Here is a 16,378-nt window from a genome sequence, read left to right as displayed (position 1 = left end):
TTGCGCGCTTGGGGGGTGCGGCCGGGCCCGGCCGCCTGTTCGCGGGCGTCGGGTGGGCGTGGGTCGTTCGGTTGAGTCCGTGCGTCCGTGCGTGCGTGTGTTCAGGTGGCGGTGAGGCGGGTGGGGTCGGTGCCGGTCAGGAGCGTGGTGAGCGCCGAGTCGATGGTGGGGCCGAGGTACCAGTCGCCGGTGTGGTCGAGGGCGTAGGTGCGGCCCTCGGCGTCGATGGCGATGAGGGCGCGGGTGGCGGTCTCGTGGCCGAGGGGGCAGACCTCGGTGTCGAGGGCGCGGCCGAGGTCGCCGAGGGTGCGGGCCATGTGGAGGCCGTGCAGCGGGTCGAGGTGGAGGTCGGCGGGGGCGAGCCGGCGACCGGGGCCCTGGGCGGTGAGGTGGAGGCCGCCGAATTCGGCCCAGGCCTCGACGGCGGCCGGGAAGACCGCGTGGCGGTGGCCGGCGGGGGAGGTGTGCTCGCGCAGGGTGTCGGCCCAGAACTCGGCCTGCTTTATGTCCCAGCGTCCCGGCTGCCATCCGGCGGCGCGCAGGGCGGCGTCGACGGGGACGGAGAAGCGGGTGGTGGAGGTGCGGTCGGTGTGCATCTGCCCTTTGTTCGTCGGGGGTTCGTCGGCGGCTCTGCGGGGGTTCGTCGGGGGTTCGGCGGTGGTTCGAACTCGGGTCGGGGAGCGGCCGGGGTCCTGGCGTGTCGGGGGGTTCCGGGGTTCCGGAGCGGTTCCTGTGTTCTGACGCGATCTCCGGGAGAGGGGTTCCTGGCGGGGACGGTTTCGCGATGGCCCGCCGGCTCCGTGGCCGGGCTCAGTTGTCCCGTGCCGGGTCCACGACGCGGACGCCGAAGTGGGCGCTGAGCGCCGCGCAGGAGCGGCAGGGGGTGGCGAAGGCGCCGTGGAGGGGGTCGCCGTCCTCACGGATGTGGCGGGTGGTGAGTTTGGCCTGCTTGAGGGCCTTGCGGGCCTCGCCGTTGGACATGGGTCTGCGGGCGGCGCGTCTGCTGCGGGCCGCGTCTGCGGTGGTGATGTGGCGGGAGATCAGGATGGCCTCGGCGCAGCGGCCGGTGAAGCGGGCGCGCTGTGCGGTGGCGAGGGAGTCGAGGAAATCCTGGACCAGCGGGTGCAGCGGCGGGGGGTGGTCACCCCGGGCGGCGGTGCCGGTGAGGGTCTCGCCGCGTACGGAGAGGGCCGCGGCCACGGTCGGCAGGATGCCGTCGCGGCGGTGAAGGAGGGCGGGGGCGTGCGGCTGTTCCGCGGTGCTCCAGCCGATGCGGGGGTCGCCCGAAGGTCCCGCCTGCGTCGCGCTCATGAACGTGATCCCCTCCTGTTACCTACCCCGCCAGGGGACACAGAGTGCCAAACTGCGTGGCCCGTGCGGAAGCTGGGGCAGTTCGACACGCCCGGGCTTCGGCGTTCCGTGAGGGTGGCGTGACGGCTGGTCACGGAAGCAGAGGCCCGGTGACCGGTGTCGCCGTACCGCATAGGCTGTCGACAACCGCGATCCATTCGGTCTTGCGATCGAGGGCGGGCGGAAGGGGCCGTATAGGGGTCTTTTCCGCTGTCGGGGAGCGGTACGACAGAGCGACATCGCAGCCAGAGCAGGTCACACAGAACGCCGCAGGGGGCTACCGCCATGACGACAGGTCGGCTCGGGCAGCAAGCCGCGCCGCCGAACGCGGCCTACGCCGGGCAGGTCGTGCAGTTTCCGGACCCCGTCCGGGCCGCGCGTCATCCGAGGGGTGTCCGTGTTGACGCGCACGGCTATCCGGACTTCTCGCCCTACGCGCGCGCCGCGGCGGAGATCGCCGATCCCCCGGAGGGTTTCGGGGTGGACGAGCTGCGGTTGACGGACTACGTGTCCGCGAACGCGGCGCTGGCGGCGACGGGGCACGAGCTGTGGGACACGATCCCGCCGGTGGCGACGCCGCACGGCTGGACGTGGCATCACGCGCCGGGTGGCCGGCGGCTGGAGCTGGTGCCGGTCGAGGTGAAGGCGTTGCTGCGGCATCACGGTGGTATCGCGACGGCGCGCGTGGACCAGCACAAGCGGGGCACGAGGCCGTTGCAGGAGACCCGGCCGGCGCACTTCGGGCTGCCGAAGTCGTCGGCGGTCGCGGTGACCGAGGCGCAGGTGCAGGGGGTCGAGGAGGATCTCGGGTACCGGCTGCCGGGTGCGTACCGGTCGTTCCTGAAGGCGGCGGGCGGTTGCGCCCCGGTCGGGGCGGCGCTGGACGCGGAGCTGGGGCTGCTGGTCGATCAGCCGTTCTTCACGGTGCGGGACGAGGCCGCGGTCAACGACCTGGTGTACGTCAACAAGTGCCTGCGGGACCATCTCACCAAGGACTACCTGGCGGTCGCGTTCGCGCAGGGCGGGATTCTCGCGGTGAAGGTGAAGGGCGACCGGATCGGGTCGGTCTGGTTCTGCGCGTACGACGACGCCCGTGACGTCGATCCGTCGTGGCCGCCGGCCGAGCGGGTGGAGCGGCTGCTGCTCCCCGCGGGTGCGGACTTCGACGCGTTCCTGTCCCGGCTGGCCGGCAATCCGCCGGAGTTGGAGACGGTGGCGAACCTGATGGTGGACGGTGGCTTCGCACATGCCGTGCCGGTCGCCGCGGGCGCTGCCGTGTCTTCGGTGGGGGAGTGAGTTTTCGATGGTGACGTTCGCTCAGGCGCAGGAGCGCGCCGAGGAGTGGATCAACGGGGATCTGCCGGCCTATCAGCACCGTGAGGTGCGGGTTCGGGAGTTCGAGCTCGGGTTCGTGGTGTGGGCGGAGGACCGGGCGGACGGTCCGCGTTCGGACGGTGGCGCGCAGCGGCTGGTGATCGCCCGGGACAGCGGGGACGCCACGCTGTGGCCGTCGCTGCCGGTGGGTGAGGTGATCCGCCGCTTCGAGGAGGAGTACGGCCGGGCGGACGAGGTTCCGGCCGCCGCGCCGGCACCCGCGGCCCGGGTGGACCTGAACCAGACGTCGTTCCTGCTGACTCCGCCGGAGTGGTTGCAGGACGCGGCGGACAGGCTGGGGATTCCGGATCACCGCGCGGGCGCGGGCGCGTCCGACGGCGCCGGGTCCCGTGCGGCGTCCGCCGCGGCCGACGGTACGGGCGGGGCCGTGGGCGCCAACGGGGCGTCCGGGGCCGGGTCCGGGGGCGGTGGTTCGCTGCCCGAGACGATGGCGGGGCCGGTGGGTCAGGCACCCTCGGCCGGCCGTGGGGTGCCTGCCGCGCCGGCCGACGCCACGCCGTGGCCGGCCGCCGCGTCGCCGGAGGACGAGGTGCGCGACGCGGTGCCGCCGCCGAGGGTGACCGAGCCGCACGACGCGGTGCCGGGGGTGCCCGACGGGGCGACCCCGTGGGCCGGTACGGACACCAACGCCGATGCCGAGGACGACCGTTCGGTGCCGCTGCCGGAGACGGTGTTCGCGCGGCAGCTGACCGAGGTGAGCGACGAGGACGACGCTCCGGCGCCCAACGCGCTGCCGGACGCGCAGACCGCGCTGATCTCCGGCGGCAGCCAGCTTCCCAGGACGGCCGTGTCGCCGGCCCTGGGCAGCCCCGGCTCCGCGCCGGGCGCCCCTTCGCAGCAACAGCAGCAGCAACCGCCGTCGGGGCCCGGGACGCCGCCGCCGGGTGCGCAGTCCTACGGGTATCCGCAGGGGCCGGCTGGCCCGCAGGGTCCCGGTACTCCGCCGCCGGGGCGTCCGCTGCCGCCGCATGCCGGTGACATCGCCGACGCCGCCACGAGCAAGGCGGCGCCGCCGCCGCGCCGGGGCGGTGGGGCCGGTGCGCCGCCGCCCCCGGCTCCGCCCGGTACCCCGGGGACTCCGGGTGCCCGTCCGGGAGGTACGCCTCCGCCGCCGTCCGGGCCCGGTGCGCCGGGCACCCCGGCGGGCGGGTACGTGCCGACCCAGATGGTCTCCGCGCTCGGCCCGAACGGGCCCGAGAGTCTTCCCGGTGCTCCGGGGCAGCCCGGTGGGCCGGGCGCCCCCGGGGTGCCGAATCCGCCCGGGGGTACGCCCGCCGGCGGTATGCACCACGCGGCGACGATGCTCGCCGGGCCCGCCGTGGGTGGTCCGGGCGCGCCGCAGCCGCCGGGTCCGCCCGGGGCTCCGGGCCAGCCGGGGGCTCCTGGCATGCCCGGCGCTCCCGGTCACCCCGGTGCTCCGGGTCAGCCGGGCGGGCCTGGTGCTCGCGGTCCGGTGCACCACGCCGAGACGATGCTGGCCGGGCCTGCGGTCGGCGGTCCGGGGGCGCCCGGGATGCCGCCGGGGGCCCATCCCGGGATGCCGGGGCAGCCCGGGCCGGTGCCCGGGCCGCCGATGGGCGCGCCGCCGGCGTACGGCTATCCGCAGCCGCCCGCCGGTCAGCCGACCGTCGGGCCCGGCTACCAGGCCGTGCTGCGGTTCCGGGCGCCGGACGGCTCCGAGCAGCAGGTGATCCGGCGTTCGGCGCCCGGAACGCCGCACCCGGAGTGGCAGATCTTCCATGAGCTGCGTGGCATGAACATCCCGCCGGAGGCGGTGCTGGAGCTGCACACGGAGCTGGAGTCCTGCGAGCTGCCGGGTGCGTACTGCGCGCGGATGATCCGTGAGCAGTGGCCGAACGCCCGCATCACGTCCATCGCCCCGTACGGCAAGGACCACGCGAGCCGGCAGCAGGGCATGGCCCAGCTCATCGCGCACCAGGGCGAGTTGCACCAGGTGGCGGACGGTCCGGCCCGGCACGCGCCGGTGCGGGCGCCCTTGCACCCGGTGCAGCCGGCGCCGCCGATCCCGCCGGAGGCGATCGGGCAGGAGCTGGCGGCGGTGTTCGGGCCGGGGGTGTTCCGGTTCGACCAGCAGGCGGTGTCGCGGCAGGGCGTCCCGCCGATCGTGGCGCACACGCTGGTCGTGGCCGGACTGCCGGTCGACATGGGCCCGTTCTTCTGGGCGCAGGCCCAGCCGGGCCGTCCGGTGCCGACGCTGGCGGAGCTGGCCCAGGAGCGAGGGGTGCAGCCGGCGGCCGACTCGGGCTCGTACCTGGTGATGGGCAGCGACTTCGGCAAGGCGCTGTGTGTCCAGTACGGCACGGCGAACATCGTGGCCGTGCCGGTGGAGGCGGGACCGGGCGGGGCGCCCGTACCGCCGCAGTTCGTGAACACCGGGCTGCCGGAGTTCGCGCGCTGCCTGGCCCTGCTCGGCCGTATGTGGCGGCTGCGGTTCGGGCTCAACCAGGAGCAGGCGGGCCGCTGGACCGTCGACTTCCAGGCGCAGCTCGCCGCCCTCGACCCGGCGGCGCTCGCCTCGCCGGAGAGCTGGTGGTCGGTGCTGCTGGAACAGATGTGGGACGGACTGCTGTGATCCGTCGCGGCTGACACGGCCGCGTCACGCGCACGCGAAGGGCCCGGCCCGGTCTCGTACGAGACCGGGCCGGGCCCTTCGCGTCCGCGCCTGCTGCCTGCGCCTGCCGCCCGCGCTTGTTGTCCGCCGCCCGCGTCCGCTGTCCGTGCCCGTCGGCTGCTCCTGTTCCCGCGACGGTTTCCCGTGCCCGTCGGGCTCTCCCGTGACCCCCGCACGGAGTGTCGCGTTATGAACACTTCTGCCCCATACATCAAGATGTGCGCGAAATCATCATTTCGTGTGCGTCCGGCGGAGAGGGCCCAGCATGAGCAGCGCACCGACGGCACCCCATGACTTCGAGTTCGACGTCGTACGGCGTGGCTACCGCACCGACCAGGTCGACGTCCACGCGGCGGCCCTCTCCCGGGACCGGGACGCCGCGTGGGAGCGGGCCGCCCGGCTGACCGTGCTGGCCCGGGAGATGGGCATGGAACTCGACCGGCTGCGCGAGACGGTCGCCGGGCTGACCCCGCAGACGTACGAGGCGCTCGGCGAGGGCGCGCGGCAGTTGTTCGCCCTCGGTGTCGAGGAGGCCGCGGCCGTGCGCGAGGGCGGCCGCGAGGGCGCCCGGCGGATCGTCGCCGAGGCGGAGGAGGCCGGGCTGCGGCTGCGGGAGGCCGCGCAGGCGTACGCCGACGAGGTGCGGGGCGAGGCCGAGGAATGGGCCCGGCAGGTGTTGCTGGCCGCCCGGACCGAGGCCGACGAACTGCGGATCGAGGCCCGGCGCGGGGTGAAGGAGAAGCGGGGCGAGGCGCTGGCCGCGCTGCGGGAGGTGCGGGAGCGGACCGAGGGGATGCTCGCCGAACTGGTCAAGGAGTACGACGAGCGGGTGGCCGGCATCGAGCGGGAGGAGGCCGAGCGGGAGGCCGCGTTCGATGCGGGGCAGGCCGAACGGCTCGCCCGCGCGGAGGCCGCCCTCGCCGAGGCCGAGCAGGATTTCGCGGACGCGGAGGCCGGGGCGACGCGGATGCAGGATGACGCGGAGGAGCGGGCCGCGGAGGCGCTGGCGGAGGCGCGGCGGCGGGAGGAGTGGGTGGCTCGGGAGACGGAGAGGGTGTTGCGGGAGCACGGGGAGAGGTGGGATCAGGTGCGGGCGCAGATGGACGGTATCCGGGACAGTCTGTCGGCGTTGACGGACTAGGGGGCGGCCGGGCCCCTAGGCGTTAGGGGCGCGTCTTCGGGTGAATTCTCGTGTGCGGGTGAGCGGGGGCTGGTCTTTCAGGGGCGCGGGGAACCGCGCGAGAAGCCCCACCGGACCCGGACCCGCCACCGGACCCGCCACCGGACCCGGCCACCGGACCCGCACCCGCCACCGGACCCGCACCCGCCACGCGCCCGCACTCCCGAGTCACTGGGCGCCTCCCCTCACCCCTGGTCCGCCCCCCTCGTCGCACCCGCCAGGATCCGGCCCTCCACCGCCTCGTACTGACGGCGCTGCTCCGCGGCCCGGGTTCGGCCGGAGGCGAGCGTGCCCAGCCAGCCCGCCAGGAAGCCCAGGGGGATGGAGACGAGGCCGGTGGTGGTGAAGGGGAACCAGTTGAAGTCCGCGCGGGGGAAGGCGGCGTAGGGGGAGCCGGAGACGAGGTTGGTGCCGGTCATGAGGATCAGGACGGAGAGGCTGCCGCCGATGAGGGTGCACATCAGGCCCGTACGGGTGTAGCGGCGCCAGAAGAGGCCGTAGACGAGGGCGGGGGCGATGGCGGAGGCGCCCAGGCAGAAGGAGAGGGTGACCAGGGGCTGGAGGTTGCGGTGCTGGACCATCGTGGCCAGGACGATCGCGGCGGTGCCGACCGCGCAGGCCGAGAGCCGGGCGATGGTCATCTCGCGGCGCTGGCTGAGGGGCTCGGCCGCGCGGGCCGCGAAGACGTCGTGGGCGAGGGAGTTGGCGCAGGCGAGGATCATGCCGGCCACGGAGGCGAGGAGGGTCAGGAAGACCGCCGTGGTGACCGTGGTGAAGAGCAGGGTCTCCGCCGTGGACACCTCGGCGCCGAAGGCCGCCATCGAGCCCAGCAGATAGGCCGTGTTGCCCTGCGGGTCGGCCGCCGCGATCACCTCGCGGCCGATCAGGGCCGTCGCGCCGAAGCCGATCACCGAGATGATCAGGACGAAGAGGGCGACGGACGGGACCGCCCAGGACAGCGAGCGGCGGACCTGACGGGCGCTGTTCGCCGTGTACATGCGCATGGTGACGTGGGGGAGGCAGGCGCCGCCGAGGACGACCGTCAACTGGGCGCTGATCATGTCGAGTTCGGGGTGCGGGCCGCTCGTGAACTGCAGCCCCGAGTGGAGGTAGCCGGTGCCGATGCCGCTGCGTTCGGCCGCCGTGCCGAGCAGCAGGCCGGGGTCCCAGTCGAACTTGTTCAGGATCAGTACGGCGACCAGCGCACCGGAGCCGAGCAGCATCACGATCTTGATGATCTGGATGAGGGCGGTGCCCTTCATGCCGCCGATCGCCGCGTAGCCGATCATCAGCGCGCCGACGATCACCACGACGCCGGTCTTGAGGCTCTCGCTGGAGAAGCCGAGGATGAAGGCCAGCAGGTCGCCGGTGCCGGCCAGCTGGACCAGCATCATCGGCATCAGCGCGGCGATGGTGACGACACAGGCGACGATGCGTACGGACCGGCCGGGCATCCGCCGGGCCAGCGCGTCGCCCATGGTGAACCGGCCCGCGTTGCGCAGGGGTTCGGCCAGCAGGAACATCAGCAGCATCAGGGACAGGGCCGTGCTGAGGGCGAGGACGACGCCGTCGTAGCCGAAGAGGGCGATGACTCCGCCGGTGCCCAGCACCGTCGCCGCCGAGATGTAGTCGCCCGCGATGGCGAGGCCGTTGCGCATGGGGGAGAGGGAGCTGTAGCCGGTGTAGAACTCGTCGAGGTCGTCCCGGTCCGGGCCCGTCATCACGCACAGCAGCAGGGTGATCGTGGCGACCGCCGTGAATCCGACGAGCGACATCGCCCGGGCCGACCCGCTGAACTCGGCGAGGCCGCCCGCGGCGGTGGTCAGGGGGGTGAGGGAGGTCATCGGGTGGCCCCCCGCCGCGCGTCCACATCCGCCAGGTCGCGGATGCGGTCGGCCAGGGGATCGACCCGGTGGCGCGCGGTGTGCTCGTACAGCCAGATGGCCAGGCAGGTCACCGGGACCTGGAGCAGGCCGAGCAGCAGCCCCGTGGACAGTCCGCCGCTGATCTCGCTGGTCATGAACGACGGGGCGAACGCCGACAGGACGAGGAACAGCACGAAGTAGCCCAGCGCGGCCAGCGTCGCCACCCGCCGCTGCCAGCGGTACGCGCTGCGCAGCACCCGCAGGTCGCTGTGGTGACCGAGGGAGGAGGGCGTGCGGGCGGACCGGGGGGCCGGGACCGTGACCGGTTCCTGGGGGGCCCAGGGATAGGTCTGGTAGGAGGGGGACGAGGTGTGCTGCGGGTACGGCGGTCGGTGAGGCGGTCGGTGCGGGGGCTGGTGCGGGGGTGACGAGAAAGCGTCGGTCATCCCTTTGTCTCCTTGCGCGGCTCGGGTCCGGTGCGGACCGCAGGGAGCGGGGGGCGGGCGTGAACGCTACTCGTGGGTGCGGCGGTGTGCGAGCTTTTCGACAAACTGATCGGTCGGTATGCGCTTACTAGACGTATCTCACGCTGACCTGGGGTGTTACCCGGATTAACTCAGATTTTTGAACGAGGGTCAGGACTGCTGGGGGCGAGTGCCGGGAACCTGCGCGGTGCCACGACCAGCAGCACCAGGAACGCCACCGTCGCCGCGCACGCCGCGCCGAGGTAGACGGCGTGGACCGCGTCCGCGACCGCGCGGCGGACCGGTTCCGCGGCCGTGCCGGCGTCGAGGGACCGGGTGACGCTGTCGAGGTCTCCCGCGCCGCCGAGCCGGGAGGCCAGCACCCCGTTCGCCACCGCGCCGAAGGCCGCCGCGCCCAGGGTCTGGCCGGTCTGGCGGCAGAAGAGGATCGACGCGGTGGCCGTGCCGCGCTCCTCCCAGGCCACCGTCGACTGGACGCCGATGATCAGGGGGAGCTGGAAGAGGCCCAGCGCGGCGCCCAGCAGCAGCATCAGCAGCATCGGCTGCCAGGCCTCGCCCGGGTAGGGGAGGAACGGGAAGGCGAAGAGGAGGGCCGCGGCCGCGGCGATACCGAGCATCGCGGTGTTCCGGAAGCCGATCCGGCGGTAGACGTGCTGGCTGAGGGCCGCGGAGACGGGCCAGCTCAGCGTCCAGACGGAGACCACGAACCCGGCGGCCACCGGTGCCAGGCCCAGCACCGACTGCGCGTAGGTCGCGAGGAACACCGTCGGCGCGACCATCAGCAGACCGAGCGCGCCCAGGGCCAGGTTCACCGCCGCGATCGTGCGGCGGCGCCACACCCAGCCGGGGATGATCGGTTCGGCCGCCCGGCGCTCGATCAGCACCAGCAGGGCGATCAGGGCGACTCCCGTGCCCAGCAGGGTGATCGAGGGCGGCGAGAGCCAGTCCCAGGCCACCCCGCCCTGCACCAGGGCCAGCAGCAGGGCCCCGCCGCCCGCGAAGACGGTCAGGGCTCCCGCCCAGTCCACCCGGGGCCGGCCCGTCGACTCCCGCCGGGGCTCGTGCAGATGACGGACGAGCAGCCACAACGCCACCGCGCCGAGCGGGAGGTTGATGAGGAAGATCCAGCGCCAGTCCGCGTACGCGGCCAGGACACCGCCCACTCCGGGACCCGCCACCGCCGACACCGCCCACACCGTGGACAGCTTGGCCTGGATCTTGGGCCGCTCCTCCAGGGGGTAGAGGTCGGCCGCCAGCGTCTGGACCGTGCCCTGAAGGGCCCCGCCGCCCAGACCCTGGACGATACGGAAGGCGATCAGGGAGCCCATGTTCCAGGCCAGCGCGCAGAGCAGGGAGCCCAGCAGGAACAAGGCCGCGCCCACGACGAGCATCGGTTTGCGGCCGAAGGTGTCGGAGAGCTTGCCGTAGACGGGAAGGGTGACGGTGACGGCGAGCAGATAGCCGGAGAACAGCCAGGAGAAGACGGAGAAGCCGCCGAGGTCGGCGACGATCTGCGGGACGGCGGTCGAGACGACCGTGGAGTCCAGCGCCGCCAGCCCCATGGCCAGCATCAGAGCGGCGGTCACGGCTGTTCGTCTGCCGGATCCGGTGTGCCGCCCGGACGGGTCGGGTATCGCGGGTCGAGCGGCGTCCGGTTCCGCGGCGTCCGGTCGAGGGGCGTCGAGTCGTACGGCGTCCGGTCGTACGGCGTCTGCTCGTATGGCGTCCGGTCGTCTGGCGTCTGTTCGTACGGCGTCCACGGGATCGCGGCCCGAGGGGTTGCCGGCCAAGGGAGCGCCGCCAGGGGGAACGTCGTCCGTCGGGTCGTCCCCCGCCGGATCGCCGTCCGTCGGGTGGTCCCCCGCCGGGCCGCCGTCCATCCGGTCGCCGCCCGCCGGCTTCCCGCCCACCCGACCGCCGCCCTGAACGTCGCCGCCCGCCGGATTCCCGCCCACCGGATTCTCGTCCACCAAATGCCTTCCCCTTGCACCTATCTGCCGCCGACCACCATGCCATTGACCCTCACGCCACGGCAGGGTGCAGCCTGGTCGCACCCCCGGGGAGGAGGCCGACCCCGAGGCCGTCTCCTCCCCGGGGGCGACATCCCTTAGGGGTATCTCCGCACTACGGCCGGGGGCGGGGTCGTACCGACGGAGGACGAGACGGGGGGCCTGCCGTATTTAACCTGGCTTTACGCCGCTGGGGGGCGGTGTACCGGACCGGCGGGGGTGGGGTTTTCCCCAGCACAAGACTGCGCTGGGCACCAGCGCGCCGGGCCCCCTCCGGGGACCAGACTCAGCAGCACAGCGCCACAGCACAGCAGCACCGCACCGCGTACGGCTGGGCACCTCGCTTCGTACGGCTCGTCCACTGAGCAACGGAACCATCCGCTGCCCGACTTAGGAGATATACCGTGACATCGGCTGTGACCATCACCAGGCACGGGGGTACTGGAGGGACTACGGCCGTTGCCGCGCGGGCGCGGCAGGTCGTGAAGGCGTACGGGTCCGGTGAGACCCGTGTCGTCGCCCTCGACCATGTGGACGTGGACATCGCGCGGGGACAGTACACCGCGATCATGGGCCCCTCGGGGTCCGGCAAGTCCACCCTCATGCACTGCCTCGCCGGACTCGACACCGTGACGTCGGGTCAGATCTACCTCGACGACACCGAGATCACCGGCCTCAAGGACAAGAAGCTCACGCAGCTGCGCCGGGACCGGATCGGATTCATCTTCCAGGCGTTCAACCTGCTGCCCACGCTGAACGCGATAGAGAACATCACGCTCCCGATGGACATCGCGGGGCGCAAGCCGAACAAGGAGTGGCTGGCGCGGGTCGTCGACACCGTCGGCCTGGGCGACCGGCTCAAGCACCGGCCCAGCCAGCTCTCCGGCGGCCAGCAGCAGCGCGTCGCCGTGGCCCGGGCGCTGGCCGCCCGGCCGGAGATCATCTTCGGTGACGAGCCGACCGGCAACCTGGACTCGCGGGCCGGTGCCGAGGTCCTCAGCTTCCTGCGCACGTCGGTCGACGAGCTGGGCCAGACCATCGTGATGGTCACCCACGACCCGGTGGCCGCCTCCTACGCGGACCGGGTGCTGTACCTGGCGGACGGCCGCATCGTCGACGAGATGTTCAAGCCGACCGCCGACACCGTGCTGGACCGCATGAAGGACTTCGACGCCCGGGGGCGTACGTCATGACTGTCATGAAGACCTCGATGCGCAACTTCTTCGCGCACAAGGGGCGGATGGCGCTCTCCGCCATCGCGGTCATGCTGTCGGTGGCGTTCGTGACGGGGACCCTGGTCTTCACCGACACGATGGGCACCACGTTCGACAAGCTGTTCGCCGCCACCTCCTCCGACGTCACGGTCAGCGCCAAGGGCGCCTCGGACAGCGGTGAGACACAGTCCGACACCGGCAAGCCGCCGGTCATGCCCGCCTCCGTCGTCGACAAGGTGGGTGGCGCGGACGGGGTGAAGTCGGCCGAGGGGACGGTGTTCTCGACCTCGGTGACGGTCGTCGACGCCGACAAGGACAGCCTCTCGCCCACCAGCGGCGCCCCGACCATCGTCGGCAACTGGAACGCCAACGACGCCCGCACCATGAAGATCTCCTCCGGCGGCGCGCCGCGCGGCCCCGACCAGATCGTGGTCGACGCGGACACCGCGGACAAGCACGACCTGAAGCTCGGCGACGAGATCGGCGTGATCAGCGCCGTCGGCACGCACCGGGCGAAGGTCTCCGGCATCGCCGAGTTCCAGGTCACCAACCCGGGCGCCGCGATCTTCTACCTCGACACCGCCACCGCCCAGAAGACCCTCGTCGGCGAGACGGGCGTGTACACCAACGTCAACGTCAACGCCGCCGGCGGCTTCACGGACGCCCAGGTGAAGAAGAACGTCTCCGCCGAACTGGGCGGCGCCTACAAGGTGCAGACCGCCAAGGAGATCGCGGACGCCAATGCCAAGGACGTCGGCGAGTTCATGGGCGTGATGAAGTACGCGATGCTCGGCTTCGCCGGGATCGCCTTCCTCGTCGGCATCTTCCTGATCATCAACACCTTCTCGATGCTGGTCGCCCAGCGGACCCGAGAGATCGGCCTGATGCGGGCCATCGGCTCCAGCCGCGGCCAGGTCAACCGGTCGGTCCTCGTCGAGGCGCTGCTCCTCGGCGTCTTCGGCTCGATCCTCGGTGTCGCCGGCGGGGTCGGCCTCGCCATCGGCCTGATGAAGCTGATGAGCGCCACCGGGATGAACCTGTCCACCGACGACCTCACCATCGCCTGGACGACCCCGGCGGTCGGTCTGCTCCTGGGCATCGTCGTCACCGTCCTCGCCGCCTACGTGCCCGCCCGGCGCGCCGGCAAGGTCTCCCCGATGGCCGCCCTGCGCGACGCCGGCGCCCCGCTGGACGCCAAGGCCGGCATCGTCCGGGCCGTGATCGGCCTCCTGCTGACCGGCGCCGGCGGCTACTGCCTGTACCTGGCGTCCGCCGCCGACAAGGCGAGCGAGGGGTCCATGTGGCTGGGCGGCGGGGTCGTCCTGTCCCTCATCGGCTTCGTGGTCATCGGCCCGCTGCTCGCCGGCGCCGTGGTGCGGGTGCTGGGCGCGGTCGTCCTGCGGGCCTTCGGCCCGGTCGGCCGGATGGCCGAGCGCAACGCACTGCGCAACCCCCGCCGCACGGGGGCCACCGGCGCCGCCCTGATGATCGGTCTGGCGCTGGTCGCCTGCCTGTCGGTCGTCGGCTCCTCCATGGTCGCCTCGGCCACGGAACAGCTCGACAAGACCGTCGGCACCGACTTCATCATCCAGTCCGACACCGGCCAGCTGATCACCCCGCAGGCCGTCGAGGCGGCGCGCTCCGCGAAGGGCATCGAGAGCCTCACCGAGTACAAGTGGACCCAGGCCGACTTCACCACCCCCGACGGCAAGACGCTCAAGGACACGGCGATCACCGCCGCCGACCCGAGCTACGCCACCGACCTCGCCACCGAGGTCGTCGCGGGCAAGCTGCCGGACGCCTACAAGCCCGACTCGATGTCCGTGCACGAGAAGTTCGCCGAGGACCACGACATCCGGCTCGGCTCGAAGATCGCCGTCGCCTTCAAGGACGGCCGCACGGCCGACCTGACCGTCCGCGCGATCACCAGCAGCGACGTCGTCATCGACGCCGGGGCCATGTACACCTCCATCGACACGATGGCGAAGTACGTCCCGGCCGACAGGATGCCCCTCGACCAGCTGCTCTTCGCCTCGGCGAAGGAGGGCCAGGACGCGGCCGCGTACACGTCCCTCAAGGCCGCGCTGCACGACTACCCGCAGTACGAGGTCCGCGACCAGACCGACTACAAGGAGGCCCTGAAGGGCCAGATCGACCAGCTCCTGAACATGATCTACGGCCTGCTCGCCCTGGCGATCATCGTCGCGATCCTGGGTGTCGTGAACACGCTGGCCCTGTCGGTGGTCGAGCGGACCCGTGAGATCGGCCTGATGCGGGCCATCGGCCTCTCCCGCCGTCAGCTGCGCCGCATGATCCGCCTGGAGTCGGTCGTCATCGCCCTCTTCGGCGCGCTCCTCGGCCTGGGGCTGGGCATGGGCTGGGGCGCCACCGCCCAGCAGCTCCTCGCCCTGGAGGGCCTGAAGGTCCTCGACATCCCGTGGCCGACGATCATCGGGGTCTTCATCGCCTCGGCCTTCGTGGGCCTGTTCGCCGCGCTGGTGCCGGCGTTCCGGGCGGGCCGCATGAACGTCCTGAACGCGATCGCCACCGAGTAGTCACCCGCCACGGGGGAGCGGGGGACGACGGGGGAACGGGGACACGGGGGAAACCGGGGGAGAGCCCGGCGCCCGGAGGCGGAGGCTTCCGGGCGCCGGGCTCCATGCGTTGGCGGGGGCGCCGTCAGGAGGACGCCCGCTCGGGGGACGTGCGTTTCAGCAGGACGTACCCCTGGATGACGCCCCGCAGCGCGTACGTGTCGCGCGGATGGAGCTGACGGGCGTACGCGGGGACGTCCTTCACCCAGTGCGAGTTGTTGTTGAAGGCGATGTAGTCGGGCGCGAGGCCCCCGGTCCGGCCGATCCAGAAGACGCGGCAGCGGGAGGTCAGCCGGCTGATGGGGCCGATGTTGGACTCGACGGTGGATCCGTCCGGGATGCTGCCCAGCAGCTTCTCCACGGCCCTGACCTCGGGCGGGACCCGATAGGCGGAGGCCTCGGTCAGGGTGCCCACGGGCAGCGAGGTCGTCAGCGCGACGGAGGCCGCGAGGACGGCGGCGGGCAGATGGAGCGTGTACGAGCGCAGCCACGGGCGCGGGCTCCGGCGGGCGCCGGGGAGCGCGTCGACGAGCGCGAGGAAGACCATCGGCATCAGGACGGCGCTGTAGTGCCAGGCCGTCCCCCAGTAGTTGTGGTCGGAGGAGACGAACCGCCAGCCGAGCGTGGGGAGGGCGGCGAGGACGACCGGGGAGCGCAGGGCGAGCAGCCCGCTGGTCGGGATCACCAGCCACAGGACGGTACGGATCTTGACGTCCAGGCCGTCGAGGGGGCCGTCGCCGCCGACCTTGGCCAGGTAGTCGGAGGCTCCGGCGGTGTTGAAGGCCGGGATGAGCACGGTGAAGGCGAGCAGCGTGGCGAGCGCGCCGAACGCCGAGACCGCGAGGGCGTAGGGCACCACGCGGGACGCGCTGTGCCGCCGGGCCCGCAGCGCGACGACGGCCGCGAGCACCGCCAGGGTCAGCCCCTGGTCCTCCTTGACCAGGACCAGCGGGAGTCCCCAGAGCAGCGCGGCACGCCATCGCCGCGCGAGCAGCGCCTCCAGGGAGAACGCGATCAGCGGAACCGCGAAACAGATCTCGTGGAAGTCGAAGTCCACGGCGTTCTGCAGCCCCCACGACAGCCCGTACGCCACTCCCAGGCCGAGCCCCGGCGCCCGCCCCAGCATCCGCGTGGCCGCGCGCGTCACCGGCACCGCCGACAGCGCGAACAGCGCCGCCTGCACCACCAGCAGCGTCATGGGCGAGGGGAACGCCCGGTAGAACGGCGCGAGCAGCATAGTGACCGGGCTGAAGTGATCCCCGAGGACGTTGTACCCCGGCCCCTTCAGCTCGACGATCGGTGCCTGGAGGTGCGCGTAGGCCCGCACGGTCTGTTCGTAGATGCCCAGGTCGTACGAGCGGGTCCCCAGCCGCCGGTACCGCCCCACCGACACCGTCGCGTACGCCACGAACAGCACGCCCGCGAGCAGGTACGGCTCCCGGCCCCGGAGGGAGAGACGCCGGTCACGCGGCGAGGGCGAAGCCGCGACCGGCCCGGGTATGAGCGACGGCGCCGACGGTGCCGTGGACGGGGCGCTCGATGCCATGGGGACTCACGTTCGACCGGGAACAGGTGTCTCAAGAGACTAGGGGAGGGACGGGTCGGGACGGGTAGGGGCGGCGGGGGCGGGAAAAGCCGTCCCCAGCCCCCACGT

Annotated in this window: 11 protein-coding genes; 5 read left to right on the top strand and 6 right to left on the bottom strand. The window is 72.7% G+C overall.

Annotation, left to right across the window (positions count from 1 at the left end; translation table 11 throughout):
• Positions 1-101: 101 nt before the first annotated feature.
• Together STRBO_RS0135720 and STRBO_RS0135715 are read right to left on the bottom strand one after the other, a co-directional pair.
• On the bottom strand, positions 102-596 hold the full coding sequence (locus STRBO_RS0135720) for an SUKH-3 domain-containing protein (protein WP_005485800.1): 495 nt from the start codon (positions 594-596) through the stop codon (positions 102-104).
• 214 nt (positions 597-810) lie between these two features.
• The gene (locus STRBO_RS0135715; protein WP_005485798.1) at positions 811-1,311 is read right to left on the bottom strand and encodes a YwqJ-related putative deaminase; all 501 of its coding nucleotides are present in this window, start codon (positions 1,309-1,311) and stop codon (positions 811-813) included.
• A 324-nt stretch (positions 1,312-1,635) separates the two neighbouring features.
• Here STRBO_RS0135715 and STRBO_RS0135710 point away from each other — a divergent pair, with 324 nt between their 5' ends.
• The 3 genes from STRBO_RS0135710 to STRBO_RS0135700 all read left to right on the top strand — a co-directional run bounded on the left by STRBO_RS0135710 (position 1,636) and on the right by STRBO_RS0135700 (position 6,518).
• Positions 1,636-2,646: an SMI1/KNR4 family protein gene (locus tag STRBO_RS0135710; protein WP_005485797.1), complete on the top strand. Its 1,011-nt coding sequence runs from the start codon at positions 1,636-1,638 to the stop codon at positions 2,644-2,646.
• Between the two features lie 7 nt (positions 2,647-2,653).
• A complete protein-coding gene (locus STRBO_RS0135705) occupies positions 2,654-5,338 on the top strand; it encodes an SUKH-4 family immunity protein (protein WP_005485796.1) in 2,685 nt (894 codons plus the stop codon).
• A gap of 304 nt (positions 5,339-5,642) precedes the next feature.
• Complete coding sequence (locus tag STRBO_RS0135700) at positions 5,643-6,518, top strand: V-type ATP synthase subunit E family protein (protein ID WP_005485795.1); 876 nt, start codon at positions 5,643-5,645, stop codon at positions 6,516-6,518.
• 224 nt (positions 6,519-6,742) lie between these two features.
• Here the strand turns inward: STRBO_RS0135700 and STRBO_RS0135695 are convergent, their stop codons facing one another.
• The 3 genes from STRBO_RS0135695 to STRBO_RS0135685 form a co-directional block, all read right to left on the bottom strand.
• Positions 6,743-8,401 carry a sodium/solute symporter gene (locus tag STRBO_RS0135695; RefSeq protein WP_005485794.1) on the bottom strand — a complete coding sequence of 553 codons (1,659 nt, stop codon included), beginning with the start codon at positions 8,399-8,401 and terminating at the stop codon, positions 6,743-6,745.
• Positions 8,398-8,868 carry a DUF485 domain-containing protein gene (locus tag STRBO_RS0135690; RefSeq protein ID WP_005485793.1) on the bottom strand — a complete coding sequence of 157 codons (471 nt, stop codon included), beginning with the start codon at positions 8,866-8,868 and terminating at the stop codon, positions 8,398-8,400. Before STRBO_RS0135690 ends, STRBO_RS0135695 begins: the two co-directional genes overlap by 4 nt.
• A gap of 170 nt (positions 8,869-9,038) precedes the next feature.
• Complete coding sequence (locus tag STRBO_RS0135685; protein WP_237547704.1) at positions 9,039-10,787, bottom strand: MFS transporter; 1,749 nt, start codon at positions 10,785-10,787, stop codon at positions 9,039-9,041.
• A gap of 533 nt (positions 10,788-11,320) precedes the next feature.
• On the opposite strand from STRBO_RS0135685, the gene STRBO_RS0135680 reads away from it, so the two are divergent.
• A complete protein-coding gene (locus tag STRBO_RS0135680) occupies positions 11,321-12,109 on the top strand; it encodes an ABC transporter ATP-binding protein (RefSeq protein ID WP_028797030.1) in 789 nt (262 codons plus the stop codon).
• Positions 12,106-14,685: an ABC transporter permease gene (locus STRBO_RS0135675; protein ID WP_005485782.1), complete on the top strand. Its 2,580-nt coding sequence runs from the start codon at positions 12,106-12,108 to the stop codon at positions 14,683-14,685. Before STRBO_RS0135680 ends, STRBO_RS0135675 begins: the two co-directional genes overlap by 4 nt.
• Before the next feature lie 124 nt (positions 14,686-14,809).
• Here the strand turns inward: STRBO_RS0135675 and STRBO_RS0135670 are convergent, their stop codons facing one another.
• Positions 14,810-16,270 (bottom strand): DUF2079 domain-containing protein, encoded by a 1,461-nt coding sequence (locus tag STRBO_RS0135670; protein WP_005485781.1) that lies wholly within the window; start codon positions 16,268-16,270, stop codon positions 14,810-14,812.
• Positions 16,271-16,378: the final 108 nt, after the last annotated feature.

Origin of the sequence: Streptomyces bottropensis ATCC 25435, assembly GCF_000383595.1 — a bacterium.
In the GTDB taxonomy this organism is placed as follows: Bacteria; Actinomycetota; Actinomycetes; order Streptomycetales; family Streptomycetaceae; genus Streptomyces; species Streptomyces bottropensis.
This window is presented reverse-complemented; position numbering and strand designations above follow the sequence as displayed.